This window comes from Stenotrophomonas terrae (assembly GCF_039674165.1).
Classification (GTDB): domain Bacteria; phylum Pseudomonadota; class Gammaproteobacteria; order Xanthomonadales; family Xanthomonadaceae; genus Stenotrophomonas; species Stenotrophomonas terrae_A.
The window spans coordinates 19,601-36,199 of sequence record NZ_JBDJMY010000044.1 but is presented as its reverse complement, the minus strand read 5'-3'; the positions used below and the strand labels follow the sequence as shown (position 1 = coordinate 36,199).

13 protein-coding genes are annotated in these 16,599 nt (G+C 65.9%); 9 read left to right on the top strand and 4 right to left on the bottom strand.

Translation table 11 applies throughout. From position 1 onward, the window contains the following. Nucleotides 1-180: 180 nt before the first annotated feature. Complete coding sequence (locus ABE493_RS15955) at nucleotides 181-1,056, bottom strand: LysR family transcriptional regulator (RefSeq protein ID WP_346499864.1); 876 nt, start codon at nucleotides 1,054-1,056, stop codon at nucleotides 181-183. A gap of 165 nt (nucleotides 1,057-1,221) precedes the next feature. Between ABE493_RS15955 and blaCESS the strand changes: the two genes are divergently transcribed. The 4 genes from blaCESS (at nucleotide 1,222) to ABE493_RS15935 (ending at nucleotide 6,839) form a co-directional block, all read left to right on the top strand. Further along, a complete protein-coding gene (blaCESS, locus tag ABE493_RS15950; protein WP_346499863.1) occupies nucleotides 1,222-2,115 on the top strand; it encodes a CESS family extended-spectrum class A beta-lactamase in 894 nt (297 codons plus the stop codon). Between the two features lie 73 nt (nucleotides 2,116-2,188). After that, nucleotides 2,189-3,433 (top strand): cation:proton antiporter, encoded by a 1,245-nt coding sequence (locus tag ABE493_RS15945; protein WP_346499862.1) that lies wholly within the window; start codon nucleotides 2,189-2,191, stop codon nucleotides 3,431-3,433. Nucleotides 3,434-3,498: 65 nt separating this feature from the next. Next, on the top strand, nucleotides 3,499-6,165 hold the full coding sequence (locus tag ABE493_RS15940) for a serine/threonine-protein kinase (RefSeq protein WP_346499861.1): 2,667 nt from the start codon (nucleotides 3,499-3,501) through the stop codon (nucleotides 6,163-6,165). 26 nt (nucleotides 6,166-6,191) lie between these two features. Beyond that, entirely contained in the window at nucleotides 6,192-6,839 is a 648-nt protein-coding gene (locus ABE493_RS15935; protein WP_430980797.1) for a hypothetical protein, read from the top strand. Nucleotides 6,840-6,890: 51 nt separating this feature from the next. Here ABE493_RS15935 and ABE493_RS15930 read toward each other — a convergent pair whose 3' ends face one another. Continuing rightward, nucleotides 6,891-7,883: a DUF3011 domain-containing protein gene (locus ABE493_RS15930; RefSeq protein WP_346499860.1), complete on the bottom strand. Its 993-nt coding sequence runs from the start codon at nucleotides 7,881-7,883 to the stop codon at nucleotides 6,891-6,893. Nucleotides 7,884-8,038: 155 nt separating this feature from the next. On the opposite strand from ABE493_RS15930, the gene aspS reads away from it, so the two are divergent. From aspS to ABE493_RS15915, 3 genes are all read left to right on the top strand, one after another. Next, entirely contained in the window at nucleotides 8,039-9,790 is a 1,752-nt protein-coding gene (gene aspS, locus ABE493_RS15925) for an aspartate--tRNA ligase (protein ID WP_346499859.1), read from the top strand. Nucleotides 9,791-9,920: 130 nt separating this feature from the next. Beyond that, entirely contained in the window at nucleotides 9,921-10,430 is a 510-nt protein-coding gene (locus tag ABE493_RS15920; protein ID WP_346499858.1) for a GNAT family N-acetyltransferase, read from the top strand. A 420-nt stretch (nucleotides 10,431-10,850) separates the two neighbouring features. Continuing rightward, the gene (locus tag ABE493_RS15915) at nucleotides 10,851-11,114 is read left to right on the top strand and encodes a transposase (protein ID WP_346499857.1); all 264 of its coding nucleotides are present in this window, start codon (nucleotides 10,851-10,853) and stop codon (nucleotides 11,112-11,114) included. 41 nt (nucleotides 11,115-11,155) lie between these two features. Here ABE493_RS15915 and ABE493_RS15910 read toward each other — a convergent pair whose 3' ends face one another. Beyond that, complete coding sequence (locus ABE493_RS15910; RefSeq protein WP_346499856.1) at nucleotides 11,156-12,166, bottom strand: FecR family protein; 1,011 nt, start codon at nucleotides 12,164-12,166, stop codon at nucleotides 11,156-11,158. Further along, nucleotides 12,163-12,645, bottom strand: a complete 483-nt coding sequence (locus tag ABE493_RS15905) for an RNA polymerase sigma factor (protein ID WP_346499855.1) — start codon at nucleotides 12,643-12,645, stop codon at nucleotides 12,163-12,165. The genes ABE493_RS15910 and ABE493_RS15905 overlap by 4 nt, the downstream gene beginning before the upstream one ends. Before the next feature lie 201 nt (nucleotides 12,646-12,846). Between ABE493_RS15905 and ABE493_RS15900 the strand changes: the two genes are divergently transcribed. Together ABE493_RS15900 and ABE493_RS15895 are read left to right on the top strand one after the other, a co-directional pair. Beyond that, nucleotides 12,847-15,894, top strand: coding sequence for a TonB-dependent receptor (locus ABE493_RS15900; protein ID WP_346499854.1), 3,048 nt, complete (start codon nucleotides 12,847-12,849; stop codon nucleotides 15,892-15,894). Between the two features lie 54 nt (nucleotides 15,895-15,948). Next, nucleotides 15,949-16,599: an esterase/lipase family protein gene (locus tag ABE493_RS15895; RefSeq protein ID WP_346499853.1), complete on the top strand. Its 651-nt coding sequence runs from the start codon at nucleotides 15,949-15,951 to the stop codon at nucleotides 16,597-16,599.

Here is a 16,599-nt window from a genome sequence, read left to right as displayed (position 1 = left end):
GCTGAGGGTTTACCGGTGACGCCTCTGCCGAGCATGGCTCGGCACTACAGGGCCGCTCCGCTCTGTTTGTAGGAGCGGCGTCAGCCGCGAAGCTGACACTGCCGGAATCCTCACGGTAGAGCCGAGCCATGCTCGGCTGAGGGTTTACCGGTGATGCCCCCTGCCGAGCATGGCTCGGCTCTACAGATCCAGGCCGTCCTGCGCCTGCAGCCACAGGCGGAACCGCTTCAAGGCCTCGCGCTCCTGCCGCGAGCGCAGGCGGGTCAACCAATATCGGCCCAATGACAGCGTCTGCGCGAATGGCTGCAACAGCCTGCCTTCGGCCAGTTCCTGCTCGAACATGCGCAGTGGCAGCAGCGCCACGCCTGCACCAGTGGCGGCCGCGCTGGCCAAGGTGAGCGATGAATCAAACACCGCGCCGCGCGCCTCGACACCACTGCCCCCGGCCAACTGCAGCCAGCGCGGCCACTCGTCATTGCGATAGGAGCGCAGCAGCGGCACGTTGGCCAGATCACGTGGCTGTCGCAATCGTCGCGCCAGCGCGGGTGCACACAGCGGTGCAAACGCGGTATCGACGATCGGTACGCAATCCTGGCCCTGCCAGTCACCGTCGCCAAAGCGGATCGCCAGATCCAGGCCTTCGCCGGCCAGATCGATGCGGTTGTTGTGGGTCTGCACGCGCAGTTCGATATCCGGATGCGCCGACTCGAAGGCGGCCAGCCGCGGCAGCAGCCAGCCGGTGGCAAAGGTGCCGACAACACCCACGGTGAGCACCTCACGGAAGCGGCCGCCGGTAAAACGGTCCAGCGCGATCGCCATGCGGTCGAAACTTTCGGTCAGCACCGGGTACAACGCCGCGCCCTCGTCGGTAAGTGCCACGCCGCGTGGCAGCCGGTGGAACAAACTGACCTGCAGTCTGTCCTCCAGTCCACGGATCTGATGGCTCAGGGCCGCCTGGCTGACGCACAGCTCCAGCGCCGCGCGGGTGAAGTTGAGGTGGCGGGCGGCAGCCTCGAAGGCGCGTAGGGCGTTGAGCGGTAGCTGGGGGCGGATCATCGCGGAGTCATGATGAAAGTTGATGGTCTGCCGCATTATTTCCGCTGGAGTGGCCAAATTGGTGACTTTGCTACAAATAAATCTAATGGCTCCCGATGAATCTTCGTGATGGTCGTCAGCGCCTGCAGGCTTCACCATCAGCCTTAATCAGCCTAGGAGAACCCCATGCTTGCTCGTCGTCAGTTCCTCATGTTTGGCGGCGCCGCGCTGGCCAGCTCGCTGCTGCCGACCGCGCTGGCGCGCAGCGCCGTTGCCGCTTCACCCATGCCGACCCATAGCGCCGACTTTGCCGCACTGGAAAAGGCCAGTGGCGGGCGCCTTGGGGTGTGTCTATGGCATCCGGCCAGCGGCGCGCGCTATGGCCATCGCATGGACGAGCGCTTCCCGATGTGCAGCACGGTCAAGTTGCCGTTGGCCGCAGCCATCCTGCACCGCGCCGATGCGGGCAGGTTGTCGCTGGACCAGCGCGTGGCGGTGCGGCAAGGCGACATCATCAGCCACTCGCCGTTCACCGAGCGGCATGTCGGCAAGGACATGACCGTGCGCGATCTGTGCCGGGCGACCATGATCATCAGCGACAACGCCGCCGCCAACCTGCTGTTGCCTCTGCTCGGCGGCCCGCAGGGGCTAACTGCCTTCCTGCGCGAGCAGGGTGATCGCATCACCGTGAGTGCGCGCAACGAGCCCGAGCTCAACCGCTTTGCGCCCGGCGATCCGCGTGACACCACCAGCCCGGCGGCGATGGCGGCCAACCTGCAGCGCTTCCTGCTTGGCGACGTGCTCAGCCCGGCCTCGCGGCAGCAGCTGGCCGATTGGCTGATCGACAACCAGACCGGCGACGCGCGCCTGCGTGCAGGCCTGCCGCAGGGTTGGCGGGTGGGTGACAAGACCGGCAGCAACGGCCAGGACACCAGCAACGATATCGCCGTGCTGTGGCCCCTGGCCGGTGGCCCGGCGTGGCTGCTGAGCTGCTACCTGCAGGGCTCTGCACTGGACGATGACGGCAGGAATGGCATCCTGCGCCAGGTTGGGGAGCTGGCCGGCGTGCGGCTGGGCTGACGGTTGCACCGTCGGCGCGGCGGTTGCTGGTGCGCGCGGCCCCGTGCATCCGTTCAAAGAGGACACCCGCGCCATGAGCAGGGAAGTGATCTATCTGCTGTTGATCTTCGCGTTGCTGGTGATTCCACGCGCGCTGCAGCGCTTCAGCATTCCCGCGCCGCTGACCTGTCTGGTGTTCGGCATTGGCGCGATGCTGTGGTTGGGCGACGGCTCGCATGATCCGGTGGTCAACCTGCTCGCCACCTTGGGCATTTCCTCGCTGTTCCTGTTTGCCGGCCTGGAAGTGGACATCGCCGACCTGCGCAAGGGCATGTGGCCGCTGGTCACTCATCTGCTGATCCGCAGTGCCACGCTTACCGGCATGGCCTGGCTGGCCTGGCACTACGCCGGCCTGCAGTGGCAGGCGGCGGCCTTGCTGGCCTTGGCGCTGCTGACGCCATCCACCGGTTTCATCATGGATTCCCTGTCCCAGCTCGGGCTTGATGACGCCGAACGCTTCTGGGTCAGCAGCAAGGCAATTGCCGGCGAGCTGCTAGCCCTGGCGGCCTTGTTCGTGGTGCTGCAGGCCGGCGATCCGGTGCATATGGCGCTGTCGAGCTTTGCCCTGCTCGCGATGATGGTGGGTTTGCCGCTGTTGTTCGTCGGTTTGGGGCGCTGGGTGGCGCCGCATGCGCCGGGCTCGGAGTTCTCGTTGCTGGTGATGGTGGGCATGCTGGCCGCCTACATCACCTACGGGCTGGGTGTGTATTACCTGGTGGGTGCGTTCATCGCCGGGCTGGTGGCGCGCCTGCTGCAGCAGCGTATGCCCTTGCTGGCATCGCATGAAAACCTGCATGCACTGCGCCTGTTCGCCTCGTTCTTCGTGCCGTTCTACTTCTTCAACGCGGGCACCAAGGTGCCGGCCGAAGCCTTGAGCTTTGAAGCGCTGGGGCTGGGCCTGCTGATCACCCTGGTGGTGCTGCCGCTGCGCATCGCGGTGATCTGGCTGCAGCGCCGCCTGATGTTCGGCGAGAGCTTCCGCACCAGCCTGCGGGTGGCCTTGGCGTTATCGCCCACCTTGATTTTCACCCTGGTGCTGGCGGCGATCATGCGCGAGCGTTTTGCGATATCGCCGGTGCTGTTTGGTGCACTGCTGCTGTACGCGGCCTTGACCACGCTGCTGCCATCGCTGGTGTTCCGCCGGCCGATGGATGTTGACCCGCTGAGCAACGAAGCCACGCCGCCCGTTGATCCGGAGGTCGTAAGAGATGAGCGCTCCGCCGAGAATCCAGCGCCAGCGTCGTCCACTGCGTCCGGCTCTTACGTACGCCAGCGCTGAGCGGCGCTTATCATTCCCCGACCGGCACGCCTCCTGGAGGTGGGTGCGCGGCAAAGGGGATGTTGGTGGATCGAGAAAACTGGCAGCAGGTACGCGAGCTGTTTGATGCGGTGTGTGAGCTGGCGCCTTCGCAATGGCGGACCGAGCTTGCGCGCCTGAGCGCCAATCCGGCAGTCATTGCCGAAACCCTGGAGCTGCTGCAGGCGCAGACCTGCGATCTTGGCCGCGCCCGTGAACCGATGGCGCAGCTGTTCGCCGCTGCCGCGCCATCGGAGCTGGGCGAAGGTGATTGCATCGGGCCGTGGCGCCTGTGTGAGCGGCTGGCCAGTGGCGGCATGGGCATCGTGTTCCGCGCCGAGCGCGCCGATGGCCTGTATGCGCAGGAAGTGGCAATCAAGTTTCTGCTCGGCAAACCCGGTGCACGTGTTGCCGAGCGGTTGGCCGCCGAGCGGCGCATCCTTGCCAGCCTGCAGCATCCCAACATCGCGCGCCTGTACGACGGAGGCAGCACGCCGGGCGGGCATCCTTACCTGGTGATGGAATACATAAGTGGCGAGCCGCTGGATGTGTACTGCGCGCGCCAACAGCTGGATCTTCGCCAGCGCCTGCAGCTGTTCCTGAAGGTATGCAGCGCAGTGCAGGCCGCGCATGCGCGGTTGGTGCTGCATTGCGACCTGAAGCCGTCCAACATCCTGGTGCGTGAGGATGGCGAACCGGTATTGCTCGACTTCGGGGTGTCGCGGCTGCTGGACGATACGTACAGCGAAGCGGCCGCGCAGTTCTTCACCCCGGCCTATGCGGCGCCGGAGCTGCAATCGGGGCAGGCAGCGGGTGTGAGCAGTGACGTTTTCAGTCTAGCCGCGGTATTGAGCGAACTGGTGGCCTGCAAAGGCGGCCGGCGTGGGGCGGACGATGGGGGTGTGGCGGTGGCCGCGCCCAGCCAGGTGGCACAGGCCGATTGCAGTTGGAAGCGGGCCTTGCGCGGTGATCTGGATGCCATCGTGGTGCACGCCGGTGCCTTGCCCACCGAGCAGCGTTATCCGTCGGTGGAAGCACTGGCGGCCGATGTGCGTAGCTACCTGCAGCATCGGCCGGTGCGGGCGCGCCAAGGTGGTCGCTGGTATCGTACAGGGCGTTGGTTGCGGCGCAACTGGAAGGGTGCAGGGCTGCTGCTGTTGGTGCTGCTGCTTGCGGCCTGGTTTGTGTGGCGCCTGGCTGCCGAGCGTGCCGCCGCTGAGCGCGAGGCGAAGATCGCCGAGCAGGTCAGCGGCTTTCTGGTGGAAATGTTCCAGGCGGCTGATCCACGCGAAAAAGGCGAGCGCGGCGGCGAGGACATCAGTGCCCGCGAAGTGCTGGACCGTGCTGCGGCACGGATGGATGAGGAGTTGGACGCATCGGCCGAAGTACAGGCGCGCCTGAAGGGCGTGATTGGCCTGGCCTACCGCAATACCGGCGACCTGCGGCGTGCCAATCCGATGATGCTGCAGGCGGCAGAAGCCATGGCTGCAGCTGGTGGCGAGAAGAATCTGGACGAAGCCGCACGCCTGTTCAACCTGTTGGCAGGCAGCTATGCCAACAACCGCAACGGCGTGGAAGGCGCAAACATGGCTCGGCGCGCGCTGGGCTTGCTGGGCTTGCTGGGCTTGCTGGGCAAGCAGCCGGCGGACAGCTTCCGCGTCGCCCAGTCCTATAATTCGCTGGGGCTGTCGTTGCTGTCCGAACAGCGCTATGACGATGCCGAAACCGCGTTCAAGCAGGCGTTGCAGCGGCACCAGGCCGGCAAGCGCGAAAAGTACATCGGCGTGACCCTGGACAACCTCGGCATGATGTACCGGCGCAAGGGTGATCTGGCCGCATCGGCGGCCGCGTTTGACCAGTCCACGCCGATGTTCCTGCGCACCTTGGGTGAGATGTCGTACGACTACTGGGCCAGCAATACCGAGCGTACGCTGATGGTGATGGACCGAGGCGACCTGGATGCGGCCATCGCTGCGTTCGAGGCAAACCTGGTCCGCGCACCGAAGATCTTCGGGCAGCGCAGCATCTATGTGGTCAGCGAGAACAACCGCTTGGCGTTGGCGTTGATGCGCAAGGGCGAATATGCACGCGCGCAGCCCTTTGTTGAAACGGCGCTGCGCTTGTCGGCGGAAGTGCTGGGCAAGGACAGCTACAACTATTCGCTGATCACCGAAACCGCCGCGCAGCTGGCGCAGGCGCAGGGCGATCTGGCCAGCGCCGAAACCGACTACCGGCAGGCACTGGCAATACGCAACGCGGCCATAGGCAAAGATCATCCCGACAGCCTGGACCTGGAACTGCAGCTTGGCCTGTTGCTGGCCGCACAGGGCAAGGACGCAGGCGATGCCTTGGTGCAGCGTGCGCATGCAGTGTGGTTGCCGCGGATCCCCGCCAGCAGTGCCAATGGCATACGCCTGCAGCAGAGTTGGGCCGAATGGCTGCTGGCCAAGCAGCGGTTGCCGGCGGCCGGGCAGGCGCTGGACGCAGTGGAGCCGCTGCTTGCGCACAGCCCTTATGCGGCGGTACGCCAGCAGGTGCTGCGGGCGCGCTGGGCGCAAGCGCGCGGCGAGCGCAGCGAGGCAGTGCAGCATTGGCAGCGCGCCGTGGCGGCGGCCACGCCCTTGTACGGCGAACAATCGGCGGTGACCGCGCAATGGCGCAGTGCCCTGCAGTCGGCGCGGAATGACGTACACGTGGGTGGCGCGTTGCCTTGAGCTGACGGGTAGGCGAGGATCGGGGAATGAAAACATCTTCCTTCTCCGTTCTTTTCAGCGCGCTGGCCTTGGCCGGCGCGGCCATTGTTCCGGCTTCGGCGATGGCCGGCGCTACCGGCAATGCGGCCACTGCGGCGGTTGCACCGGCCGATCAGTTTCTTGCCGGGTTGGCGCAGTACTGCGGGCAGGCCTTCGCCGGGCGCATCATCGCCAACCAGCCGCAGTCCAGCGCGCCGGACCCGTTCGATGGCAAAACCCTGGTGATGCATGTGCGTGGCTGCGACAGCCCGCAACAGGAACTGCGGGTGCCGTTCCATGTAGGGGATGACCATTCGCGGACCTGGGTGATCAGCCGTACCGATACCGGCCTGCGTTTGAAGCACGATCATCGCCATGCCGACGGCAGTCCGGATGCGGTGACCATGTATGGCGGTGACACCGCGCAGGCCGGCAGCGCCGCGCGCCAGGAATTCCCGGCCGATGCTGCGTCGGTGGCGATGTTCAGCGCGCATGGCATGACCGCCTCGCTGCGCAATACCTGGGCGATGGAGCTGGTGCCCGGCCAGCGCTTTGTCTACGAACTGGCGCGTCCGGATGGGCGCTTGTTCCAGGTGGAATTCGACCTGAGTACGCCGGTGCAGCTGCCGCCGGCACCGTGGGGCAGCGAGGCGTGAAACACGGAGGGCGCCATTGCTGGCGCCCTCCGCTCCACTTGAGCCGGAAGCTCAGCGGCCGCTGAAGCGCGCGCGGCAGCCGCCGTTTACCCAGATGCTGTTGCCGTTGTAGCCCCAATTGCGGCCTTCCACGCAGCGCGTATCGGACAGCTGCTGGACGATGACCGGGCGGCCCTGGCGGCGGTCCCAGGCGCAGGTATTGGGACGGTTGCTGCTGCTGGCGCACTCGACCAGGTAGCCGTTGCCGGCGCCGTTGTTCCAGCCGCTGCCGCCACCGCGGCCTTCGCCGAATTCGCCACGGCAACCGCCGTTGACCCAGACCGTACCGTTGCTGCTGCCCCAGTTGCGGCCCTCGGTGCAGCGCGTATCGGAAATCTGCCGGACCAGTACCGCGCTGCGCCAGCCGGTATTGCAGACCACGTGGCGGTTGTTGTTGCTGTCACAGCGGATGGTGCGGTTGCCATTGCCATTGCCGTTCCAGCCACCTTGGCCGTTGCCATTGCCTGGGCCCCAGCCGCCGCGGCCTTCGGCGAACTCGGCCCGGCAGCCGCCGCTGACCCAGACGCTGCCGTTATTGCTGCCCCAGTTGCGGCCCTCGGTGCAGCGCGTATCGGAGATCTGGCGGACCAGTACCGCGCTGCGCCAGCCGGTGTTGCAGACCTGCTGGCGGTTGTTGTTGCTGTCGCAGCGGATGGTGCGGTTGCCATTGCCATTGCCATTGCCATTCCAGCCGCCCTGGCCGTTGCCGCCGGCCCAGTTGCCGCGGGCTTCGGCAAATTCGGCGCGGCAGCCGCCGCTGACCCAGACGCTGCCATTGTTGCTGCCCCAGTTGCGGCCTTCGGTACAGCGCGTATCGGACACCTGGCGCACCAGCACCGCGCCACGCCAGCCGGTATTGCAGACCTGCTGGCGGTTGCTGTTGCTGTCACAACGGATGGTGCCGTTCTGGCTGCCCGGGAAACCGGCCTGGGCGGCCGCCGGGGAAGGGGTCATGGCCAGGCCCAGCAGGGCTGCCAGGCCAGCAAGCAGGAGAGAGTGGTTCATGGCGGCTGCCCTGTTCAGGTTTGGTGGCCGAACTATAGGGCGAATCCCACTTAAGGCGGCGTGACTGAGCGGCAGATTTGCTCCAGCCCCCGCTGAGCGCCAAAATACGGGGCTACCCGGCACCGTTTCGTGCCGGGCCCCCTGCGGAGCTTTCCATGCGTACCCATTTCTGCGGCCTGGTCGACGAGACCCTGATCGGCCAAACCGTGACCCTCGCCGGCTGGACCGACGTTGCCCGTAACCTCGGCGGCGTCTGTTTCATCGATCTGCGTGATCACGAAGGCATCGTCCAGGTCACGGTCGAGCCGGACAACGCGGAGGTGTTTGCCGTCGCCGCCAGCCTCGGTTACGAGGACGTGCTGCAGGTCGAGGGCGTGGTTCGCGCGCGTCATGCGGTCAACGACAAGATCCGCAGCGGCAAGGTGGAAGTGATCGCCACGCGCATCACCATCCTCAACAAGGCCGCGCCGCTGCCGTTCCATGCGCACGAGAACCCAGGCGAAGAAACCCGCCTGAAGTACCGTTACCTGGACCTGCGCCGCCCGGAAATGCAGCGCATGCAGCGCACCCGCATCAAGCTGGTGCAGGCCCTGCGCCGCCATCTGGACGAGCGCGGCTTCCAGGACATCGAAACCCCGATCCTGACCAAGGCCACCCCGGAAGGCGCGCGCGACTTCCTGGTGCCGGCGCGCATGCACCCGGGTGAGTTCTACGCCCTGCCGCAGAGCCCGCAGCTGTTCAAGCAGATCCTGATGGTGGCCGGCTTCGACCGCTACTACCAGGTGGCACGCTGCTTCCGCGATGAAGCGCTTCGCGCCGACCGCCAGCTGGAATTCACCCAGCTGGACATGGAGTTCGCCTTCGTCCGCGAGAGCGACATCCAGGACTTCGTCGAAAACATGATCCGCGCCATCTTCAAGGAAGTGGTGGACGTGGAACTGGCTGCGCAGTTCCCGCGCATGACCTGGGCCGAGGCGATGCGTCGCTTTGGTTCGGACAAGCCGGACCTGCGCAACGCGCTGGAGCTGGTGGACGTGGCCGAGCTGGTCAAGACCAGCGAGTTCCCGGTGTTCACCGCCGCTGCCAATGACGCCGACGGCCGCGTGGCCGCGCTGCGCATCCCGGGCGGCGCCACCCTCAGCCGCAAGCAGATCGACGAATACGCTGCCCATGCCGCCAAGTACGGTGCAAAGGGTCTGGCTTACATCAAGATCGCCGAGAACGGCGAGATCAGCTCGCCGATCCAGAAGTTCTTCGCCGAAGATGCCTTCGCCGCGCTGCTCAAGCACGTTGGCGCCGGCAATGGCGACATCGTGTTCTTCGGTGCCGGCGGCTACAACAAGGTCTCCGACTTCATGGGTGCGCTGCGCCTGAAGGCCGGCAAGGACTTTGGCCTGGTCGCAAATACCTGGGCGCCGCTGTGGGTCACCGACTTCCCGATGTTCGAGTGGGACGAGGAAGAGCAGCGCTACGTCGCCCTGCATCACCCCTTCACCGCGCCGGCGGTGGACGATGTGGCCGAGCTGCGCACGCATGCCAAGACCGCGGTATCGCGCGGCTACGACATGGTGCTCAACGGCAACGAGATCGGCGGCGGTTCCATCCGTATCCACCGCCCGGAAATGCAGAGCGCAGTGTTCGAGCTGCTCGGCATCGGTGCCGAAGAAGCCCGTGCCAAGTTCGGCTTCCTGCTGGATGCGCTGAACTACGGCGCACCGCCGCACGGCGGCATTGCCTTCGGTATCGACCGTATTGCCGCGCTGATGGCCGGCACCGAGTCCATCCGTGACGTGATCCCGTTCCCGAAGACCACCGGCGCGCAGTGCCTGATGACCGACGCCCCGTCGCCGATCGCCGATGCACAGCTGGCTGAAGTACACGTGCAGGTACGGCCCAAGAGCCCGTAACCAGCCGCTGGGAACCAGGAACCAGAGAGAGCGTGAGGCCTTCTTTGGTTCCTGGTTTTTTTGTTTGGGACACTGCTTGGATGCTCAAGCTAGCTTCGTTGCTGCTTCCTCTTCTCTGGTTCCTGGCTTCATGACTATCCGTCGCGCTACCGCTGAAGATGCCGCACTGCTGTGCGACCTGGCCGAACGTACCTTTGTGGAAACGTTCGGCCACCTGTATCCGCCTGAGGATCTGGCCGCCTATCTGGCCACGGCCTATCCGCTGGAACTGCAGCGGCAGCAGCTGCAGTCCGGGGACTACGCGGCGTGGCTGTTGGAGGTGCAGGGCGAGGCGGTGGGTTTTGCCTTTGCCGGCCCCTGCGGGCTGCCGCATCCGCAGGCCACCGCGGCCGATGGCGAGTTGAAGCGCCTGTATGTGTTGCGCGATCACCAGGGCGGTGGTCGCGGCGGGCAGTTGTTCGAGGCGGCCCTGCAATGGCTGCAGACTCCGGGACGGACGCTGTGGATTGGCGTGTGGTCGGAGAACTTTGGTGCGCAGCGCTTTTACGCTCGGCACGGTTTCGAGCAGGTCGGCGGGTATGAATTCCCGGTCGGCAATACCCGCGACAAGGAATTCATCCTGCGTCGGGCTGCTGTCTGATTGCACTGGGCAAGGCCCGGTGAGTGCCGTGCCAGCTACAACGCTGCTGCGTACTGCCCCTCCCGCGCTCCATTGAACGCCAGCCGCGCGACGCGCGCTGCTTTCACAAACTCGGCCCGTTGCACGCGCCGGATTTGTATCCGTCTGAAGGTTTCCACTCACAAATCTGGTAGCGCGCACTGGCTGCGATGCAGGTTGTTGTGTGCATGTTGCAAAGTGTGCGCTGCATCGCTGTGGCTGCTGCGTGCCTGTCGCGTCTATAGAGCAAGGGAGCCGGTTTTTCGCAGTGCGAGCGCGTCGGACTCCTGCATGGCGGACCTGGCGGTGTGTTGCTTGCGCAGCCAAGGTGCGGATTTCCGGTTGATGCGAAGGACGGCAGCGCGCGTGTTGAATGCAGCTGCCGGCAGGGCGGAAGCAGGCATGAGCAAACGTTTTGACCAAGAGCAGGTAATCGAATTCCTGCGTGAGGTGGATGACGCAGCGAGCTTGCGCGCGCTGTGCCGCAAGCACGGTTTCAATGACGCGGCGCTGGCCTTGCTGCGGCGTACCTGCGGCGCCATGCGCGCGCCGCAGGCGCGCCAGCTGCGCCAGTTGCAGCAGGAGAATCAGCGGCTGCGGGCAGTATTGGCGCTGCAACAGCAGGAACGTGAGCGGATCAGGCAGGCACTGCGGCAGGCGTTGTAAGCCGTATGCATGGCGCTCGGCCGCGTTGGCGGCGTGCCGCGTCAGCGCCGCAGTTCGGTTTCGCCGGCGGCATTTTTGCGCGGTGAAATGCCGTGCAGGGCCGCGAGCGCTTCAACAAAGCCGGCACTGTCATTGCTGCGGAAAACCCCGGAGATGCGCAGTTCGCCCAAGGCCGCATCGTCGACCCGCAGCGGCGTGCCGCCATAGCGGTTGAATTCCTCCACCGCCAAACGCAACGGCAGGTCGTTGAACACCAGCTGCCCCTGCAGCCATGCCGGTGCGCTGCCGCCCTGGAAGGTCTGCACCTGCGGGCGTTGCCCCGCCGCCAGGTGCGCGCGTTGGCCGGGAATGAGGGTCGCAAGTGCTGCCGTACTGTCATCGGCGGCAGCCGCGCGCAGCTGTACCTTGCCTTCGAACAAGGTGACATCCAGCGCATCGGCGCGGCGATAGACCTCGAACTCGGTGCCGACGGCGCGAACGCTGCCCTGCGCGGTATCCACCGTCAGTGGGCGCGCGGTATCGCGTGCCACCTTGAAGAAGGCCCGGCCCTGATCCAGGTGGATGCGGCGCTGCTGCGCGCTGTAGCGCACGCGCAGCTGGGTGCCGGTGTCCAGTTCGATCCGGGTGCCGTCTTCCAGCGTGATGCTGCGGTGTTCGCCGACCGCGCTGGCATAGCGCAGCTCGGTTGCCGGTGCCGGAGCGAGCAGCCGCCAGCCGATGACCACGGCGGTCACGGCAGCCGCGCAGGCGGCCAGCCAGCGCATGCGGCCGGGCCTGCGACGCGGTTGCGGCAGTGCTTGCGGCGTGGCTGCAGGTATTGCCGCAAGCCGTTGGCTGATTTCCGGCGTGGCCGAAAAGTCGCTCAGCATCATCCAGGTGCGCTCGATACGTTCATGCGCCTGCCGATGTGCGGGGTCGGCGTCCAGCCAGGCCTGATGCTCGGCCTGCTCGGCCTCGCTCACTTCATCATCGTGCAGGCGCGCGAACCAGACGGCGGCCTGGGTCCGGATCGGGTCGGCGTCTTCCACGACATTCAGCGGGGTCTGTTTCATGGTTGCTCCAGCCGCGTGCCGAAGTGGAGCAGGGCACGCATCATTTGTTTTTCGACGGCACTGACGCTGATACCCAGCTGGCTGGCAATCGCGCGATAGGTGAGGCCTTCATAGCGGTGCAGCAGGAATACCTGCTGGGAGCGCGGCGGCAGGTCATCCAGCACCTTGAGGAAGTTCTGCAGGCGTTCGCGGTCCTGGTAGACGCGCTCGCCGCAGACAGTTTCGGCAGGCCAGTCCTCGGTCGTTTCGTCCAGGGATACGTGTTGGCCGGTATGCCGGGTACGGTCGCGGCGGTAGCGGTCGCGCAACAGGTTGCCCGCGATGGTCATCAGATAGGCTTCGACATTGTTGACCCTGTCGGCCTGTGGATCGCGCATCATCCGCACCAGGGTTTCCTGGGTGAGATCCTCCGCATCTTCAACCGAACCCAGGTGGTTCCTGAAGTAACGCATCAGGCGTGGGCGGTACTGTTGGGCCATGCTGCCCGTGTCCCGGACGGTGTCGGGAGGCGGCTGGGCGGGCGGCAGGGCGGCAGTCATTGGCGGGCGTTGACAGTCTGAATCGGCACGCGCAGCTTGGGCTAGTGCCAGCGATTCTGCCAGATGAGGTGTTTTGCGCTTGCTGCGTCTGTACACCGGGTTGGGATCGCCATGCCAGCCGGATTGCTACTGGGAGAGGGGATGATTGCCGCTACAGATGACCCCGAGAGGCTGGGTGGCAAGCGCCGGCACTGGCTGGCCCCCGCACTGCTGTGTCTGTTGCTGTTCGGCACCGCGGCCAGGGCACAGACACCGGCAGCGATGCAGGCTTACAAAATGCCGCAACAGCCGCTGGAACAGGCATTGGCGGAGCTGGCAGCGGCGGCCGATCTGCAGATCCTGATGGCCCCGCAGATGCTGCGTGGCAAAACCGCGCCGGCGTTGAGCGGGCGTTACAGCGCCGCCGAAGCCCTGCAGCAGCTGTTGGCCGGCAGCGGGCTGAGTTACCGGCTGACCGATAGCGGGGTTGTTACCATTGTCGCGGCGCCCAAGCCACTGCCGGCAGCGGCGGCCAAACCGGCCCAGCCACGGCTGCTGCCGCAGGTGGCAACCTCGTTGGGCGCACTGCAGGTCACCGGCTCGCGTATTCGCCGCAGTGAGTTTGAAGGTGCGGCACCGCTGACGGTGATCAGTGCCGAGCAGATGGAGCGCGAGGGTCGGTTTTCACTGGCCGAGGTATTGGCCATCAATGGCATGAGTGTCTACGGCGCCGAGTCGCAGAGCGGCGGCGGTCGTTTCTCCGCCAATGCCCAGCCGGTGAATCTGCGGGGCCTGGGCGCCGGGCGTGCGTTGATCCTGGTCGACGGCCGGCGTGTGCCGGACTATCCCTTTCCCTCCAATGGGCGCAGCAACTTCCAGAGTCTGGGCAGCATTCCGCTGGCCGGCGTGGACAGGGTCGAGGTGATGACCGGTGGGGCATCGGCGGTTTACGGCGCCGATGCGATCGCCGGGGTGATCAACATCGTGCTTAAGCAGCCGCGCGACGGCCATCAGTTGAAGCTGCGCACAGGGACCAGTACCCAGGGCGGTGCTGATCGGGTGGATATGCACTGGTCGGCGGGCTTCAGCGGCCAGGACTGGCGCGCGGACTACGTGCTGCAGTTCGCGCAGGACGAACTGCTGCGTGGCTACCAACGCGGAATCCAGGTTGCGCCGCAATCCGCGGCAGGGCCGCAGCCCGCACTTGGGCTGGGAGTGGAAGGAGAAGGCGGGGTGCTGCAGGCCTTGCCGGCCGGTGTCTGTGAGCGCTGGGACACGGCCTTTGTTGACTGGAACTACGCGGCAGCACCGGGCCAGGCACATGGCTGGGGCTGTGGCACATGGCGAAATGCCGGTTATGCATCACTTGCAGATGCGCGTCGGGAAATATCCGGGCGCCTGCATGCCGAGCGTGACCTGCCTGCCGACATCCAGCTGTGGACGACGGTGCAGCTACGGCATGCACGCAGCGAGATCGCGGCCGTACCTGAAACCATCACCGGCCCGCACAGCAGCCGCACTGGCAGGGTGAACCTGGTGCAGGACCCGCAGCTGGGTCTGGTTTCACCGCTGCGGGTGTTGACCCCGCAGGAGATGGGCGGCCTGGCGCCGATGAATGATCGTTATGCCGAGCAGATGGCAGATCTGGCGCTGGGGCTGCGCGGGGATGCGTGGAAAGACATGGAGTGGAACCTTACGCTCGGTCACTCCGACTACCGCCTGCAACGCGATTTCAGGCGGCTGCTCGGCGCGCAGGTCAACGCTTTTTTCTTCGGCCAGGCGCAGGGCTTCACTGATGATGGCGTCATCATCCAGCCGCTCAATCTCGACCACTGGTATCGCCCGCTTACCACCGGGGAATACCGCGCGATGTCGGCGACCGTGCAATACCGCGCGCGCAGCCAGGTGGACAGCGCCAGCTACGTGCTGTCCGGTGACATCGCCGAGTTGAAGACCGGGAAACTGGGGATGGCGCTGGTGCTGGAGGCCAGTCACCAGAGTTATGCGCTGCAGAACCGGCCCTCGGTGCTGCCCTTGCAGCTTGAACTGTACGACCTGGCAGGTAGCGTCGGCGCCGGCGGCCGCAGCCGCTATGCACTCGGTGGCGAGGCACGCATCCCCTTGGCCAGCACGCTCAAGCTCAACCTCGCCGGGCGCTGGGACAAATACGATGACAGCGCATCGCTGGGCATCACGCCGACCTGGAGCGCGGGCCTGGAGTGGCGTCCGTTGGCAGGCCTACTATTGCGCGCCAGCCACGCCACCAGCTTCAAGGTCCCGGATATGCATTGGACGTATACCGACGGCGGCGGCAGTTTTGGAAGCGCAGTGGATGTACTGCGCTGCATGCAGGCCGGTGCAAACCCTGATTGCGCAGCGTTTACCTCGGCGTTCCTGACCCGGACATCGCGAAACCCCGGACTGGGTGCCGAGTCCGGGGTGTCCAGTACGCTGGGCGTGGTCTGGGACGCCGCCGAGGCGATGTCGATGAGCCTGGACTACTGGGACGTGCGCAGCGAGCAGGGGATTGGCCGCATAGCGCCGCTGGTACTGCTGCGCGACGAGGCCGAATGCAGCACCGGAATGAAACTGGACGGTAGTCCTTCGAGCGCGGATCTGCGCTCGTGGGAGTGCCGCAAGGCGCGCGCCAGAGTGGTGCGTAGTGGCGGCGGTGTGGGCCGCATTGTCATGGTCGAATCGATGGCGGCCAACCAATCCAATGAGCGTGTGCGCGGCCTCGATGCGGTAGTGGATGCGCGTATGGATACTGCCGCCGGTCAGTTCGCCCTCCATTCGGCGTGGTCGCGCATGTTGCATGCCAGCCGGCGTGTACGTGCACCGGGCACCCTGCACGAGCAGTGGCGGCAGGTGCCTTGGCAATCCGGCGAGAACCGCGCCTTTCGCAGCAATTTCAGCGCCAGCCTCGGCTGGCAGGGGACGACGGGCTGGTCCGCCAACCTGTTTGGCATCCGCTACGGCAGCCTGCCCCGGGTCGACGGCAATGGACGCCTGCCGCCGCTGTTCCTGTGGAATGCCAACATCGGCAAACGCCTCACCGAGCAGGCCGCTGTGACACTGTTCGTCAACAATGTCTTCGATACGCCGCCGCCACGCGACAGCAGCAATGCCAAGTTCCCCTACTACTACGACGATGTCTACAGCGCGGTGGGAAGGCAGCTGGCCGTGCAGTTGGATTACAACTTCGACTGAAGGCGGTGCGCCAGCCCGTTGTGGTGAGCAAGGCCGATGACGGAAACTGCGCGCATGTCCCTGCAGAATTCCCCGCGTCCCCGAGTGCTGATACTGCACGGTATCTGGAACACCCGCTCCTGGTTGTTGCCGCTGGCATGGCGCCTGCGCAGCCAGGGCTTCGTGGTGGATACCTTCGGCTACGCCAGTGTGTTCGGCGGCCCTGAGCAGGCGGTGCCGCAACTGGTGCAGCGGCTGCAGCGGCTTGGGCCGGTGTCGCTGGTCGGGCACAGCCTGGGCGGCTTGGTGGCACTGGAAGCGCTGCGTCGTTCGCCGGCACTGCAGGTGCCGCGGGTGGTCTGCCTGGGTTCGCCGCTATGCGGCAGCGGCACTGCCCGTTCCATGGCCGAGCATGGCTGGTCGGCCGCGCTCGGGCGTAGCGGTGACCTGCTGCTGCACGGCCTACCGGATTGGCAGGGGCAAGCCGAGGTCGGGCTGATCGCCGGCTCGGTGGCGCATGGGTTGGGGGCGATGATGGGCGCGCTGGAGGGCGAGTCCGATGGCACCGTAGGCCTGGCCGAAACCCGCCTGCCGGGCCTGGCCGACCATTGCGTGGTGCCGGTCAGCCACAGCGGGCTGGTGCTGTCGCCGGAGGTGGCCACGCTGACCGCCGGCTTCCTGCGCCAGGGGCGCTTCCCAGCGGTTGCCGCCGTAAGCGGACAATGA

Coding starts and splice junctions, on each gene's coding strand:
- ABE493_RS15930 (WP_346499860.1), bottom strand. CDS start 7,883: ATGAACCACTCTCTCCTGCTTGCTGGCCTGGCAGCCCTGCTGGGCCTG.
- ABE493_RS15910 (WP_346499856.1), bottom strand. CDS start 12,166: ATGAAACAGACCCCGCTGAATGTCGTGGAAGACGCCGACCCGATCCGG.
- ABE493_RS15895 (WP_346499853.1), top strand. CDS start 15,949: ATGTCCCTGCAGAATTCCCCGCGTCCCCGAGTGCTGATACTGCACGGT.
- ABE493_RS15955 (WP_346499864.1), bottom strand. CDS start 1,056: ATGATCCGCCCCCAGCTACCGCTCAACGCCCTACGCGCCTTCGAGGCT.
- ABE493_RS15900 (WP_346499854.1), top strand. CDS start 12,847: ATGATTGCCGCTACAGATGACCCCGAGAGGCTGGGTGGCAAGCGCCGG.
- ABE493_RS15920 (WP_346499858.1), top strand. CDS start 9,921: ATGACTATCCGTCGCGCTACCGCTGAAGATGCCGCACTGCTGTGCGAC.
- ABE493_RS15935 (WP_430980797.1), top strand. CDS start 6,192: ATGAAAACATCTTCCTTCTCCGTTCTTTTCAGCGCGCTGGCCTTGGCC.
- ABE493_RS15905 (WP_346499855.1), bottom strand. CDS start 12,645: ATGGCCCAACAGTACCGCCCACGCCTGATGCGTTACTTCAGGAACCAC.
- blaCESS (WP_346499863.1), top strand. CDS start 1,222: ATGCTTGCTCGTCGTCAGTTCCTCATGTTTGGCGGCGCCGCGCTGGCC.
- ABE493_RS15915 (WP_346499857.1), top strand. CDS start 10,851: ATGAGCAAACGTTTTGACCAAGAGCAGGTAATCGAATTCCTGCGTGAG.
- ABE493_RS15945 (WP_346499862.1), top strand. CDS start 2,189: ATGAGCAGGGAAGTGATCTATCTGCTGTTGATCTTCGCGTTGCTGGTG.
- aspS (WP_346499859.1), top strand. CDS start 8,039: ATGCGTACCCATTTCTGCGGCCTGGTCGACGAGACCCTGATCGGCCAA.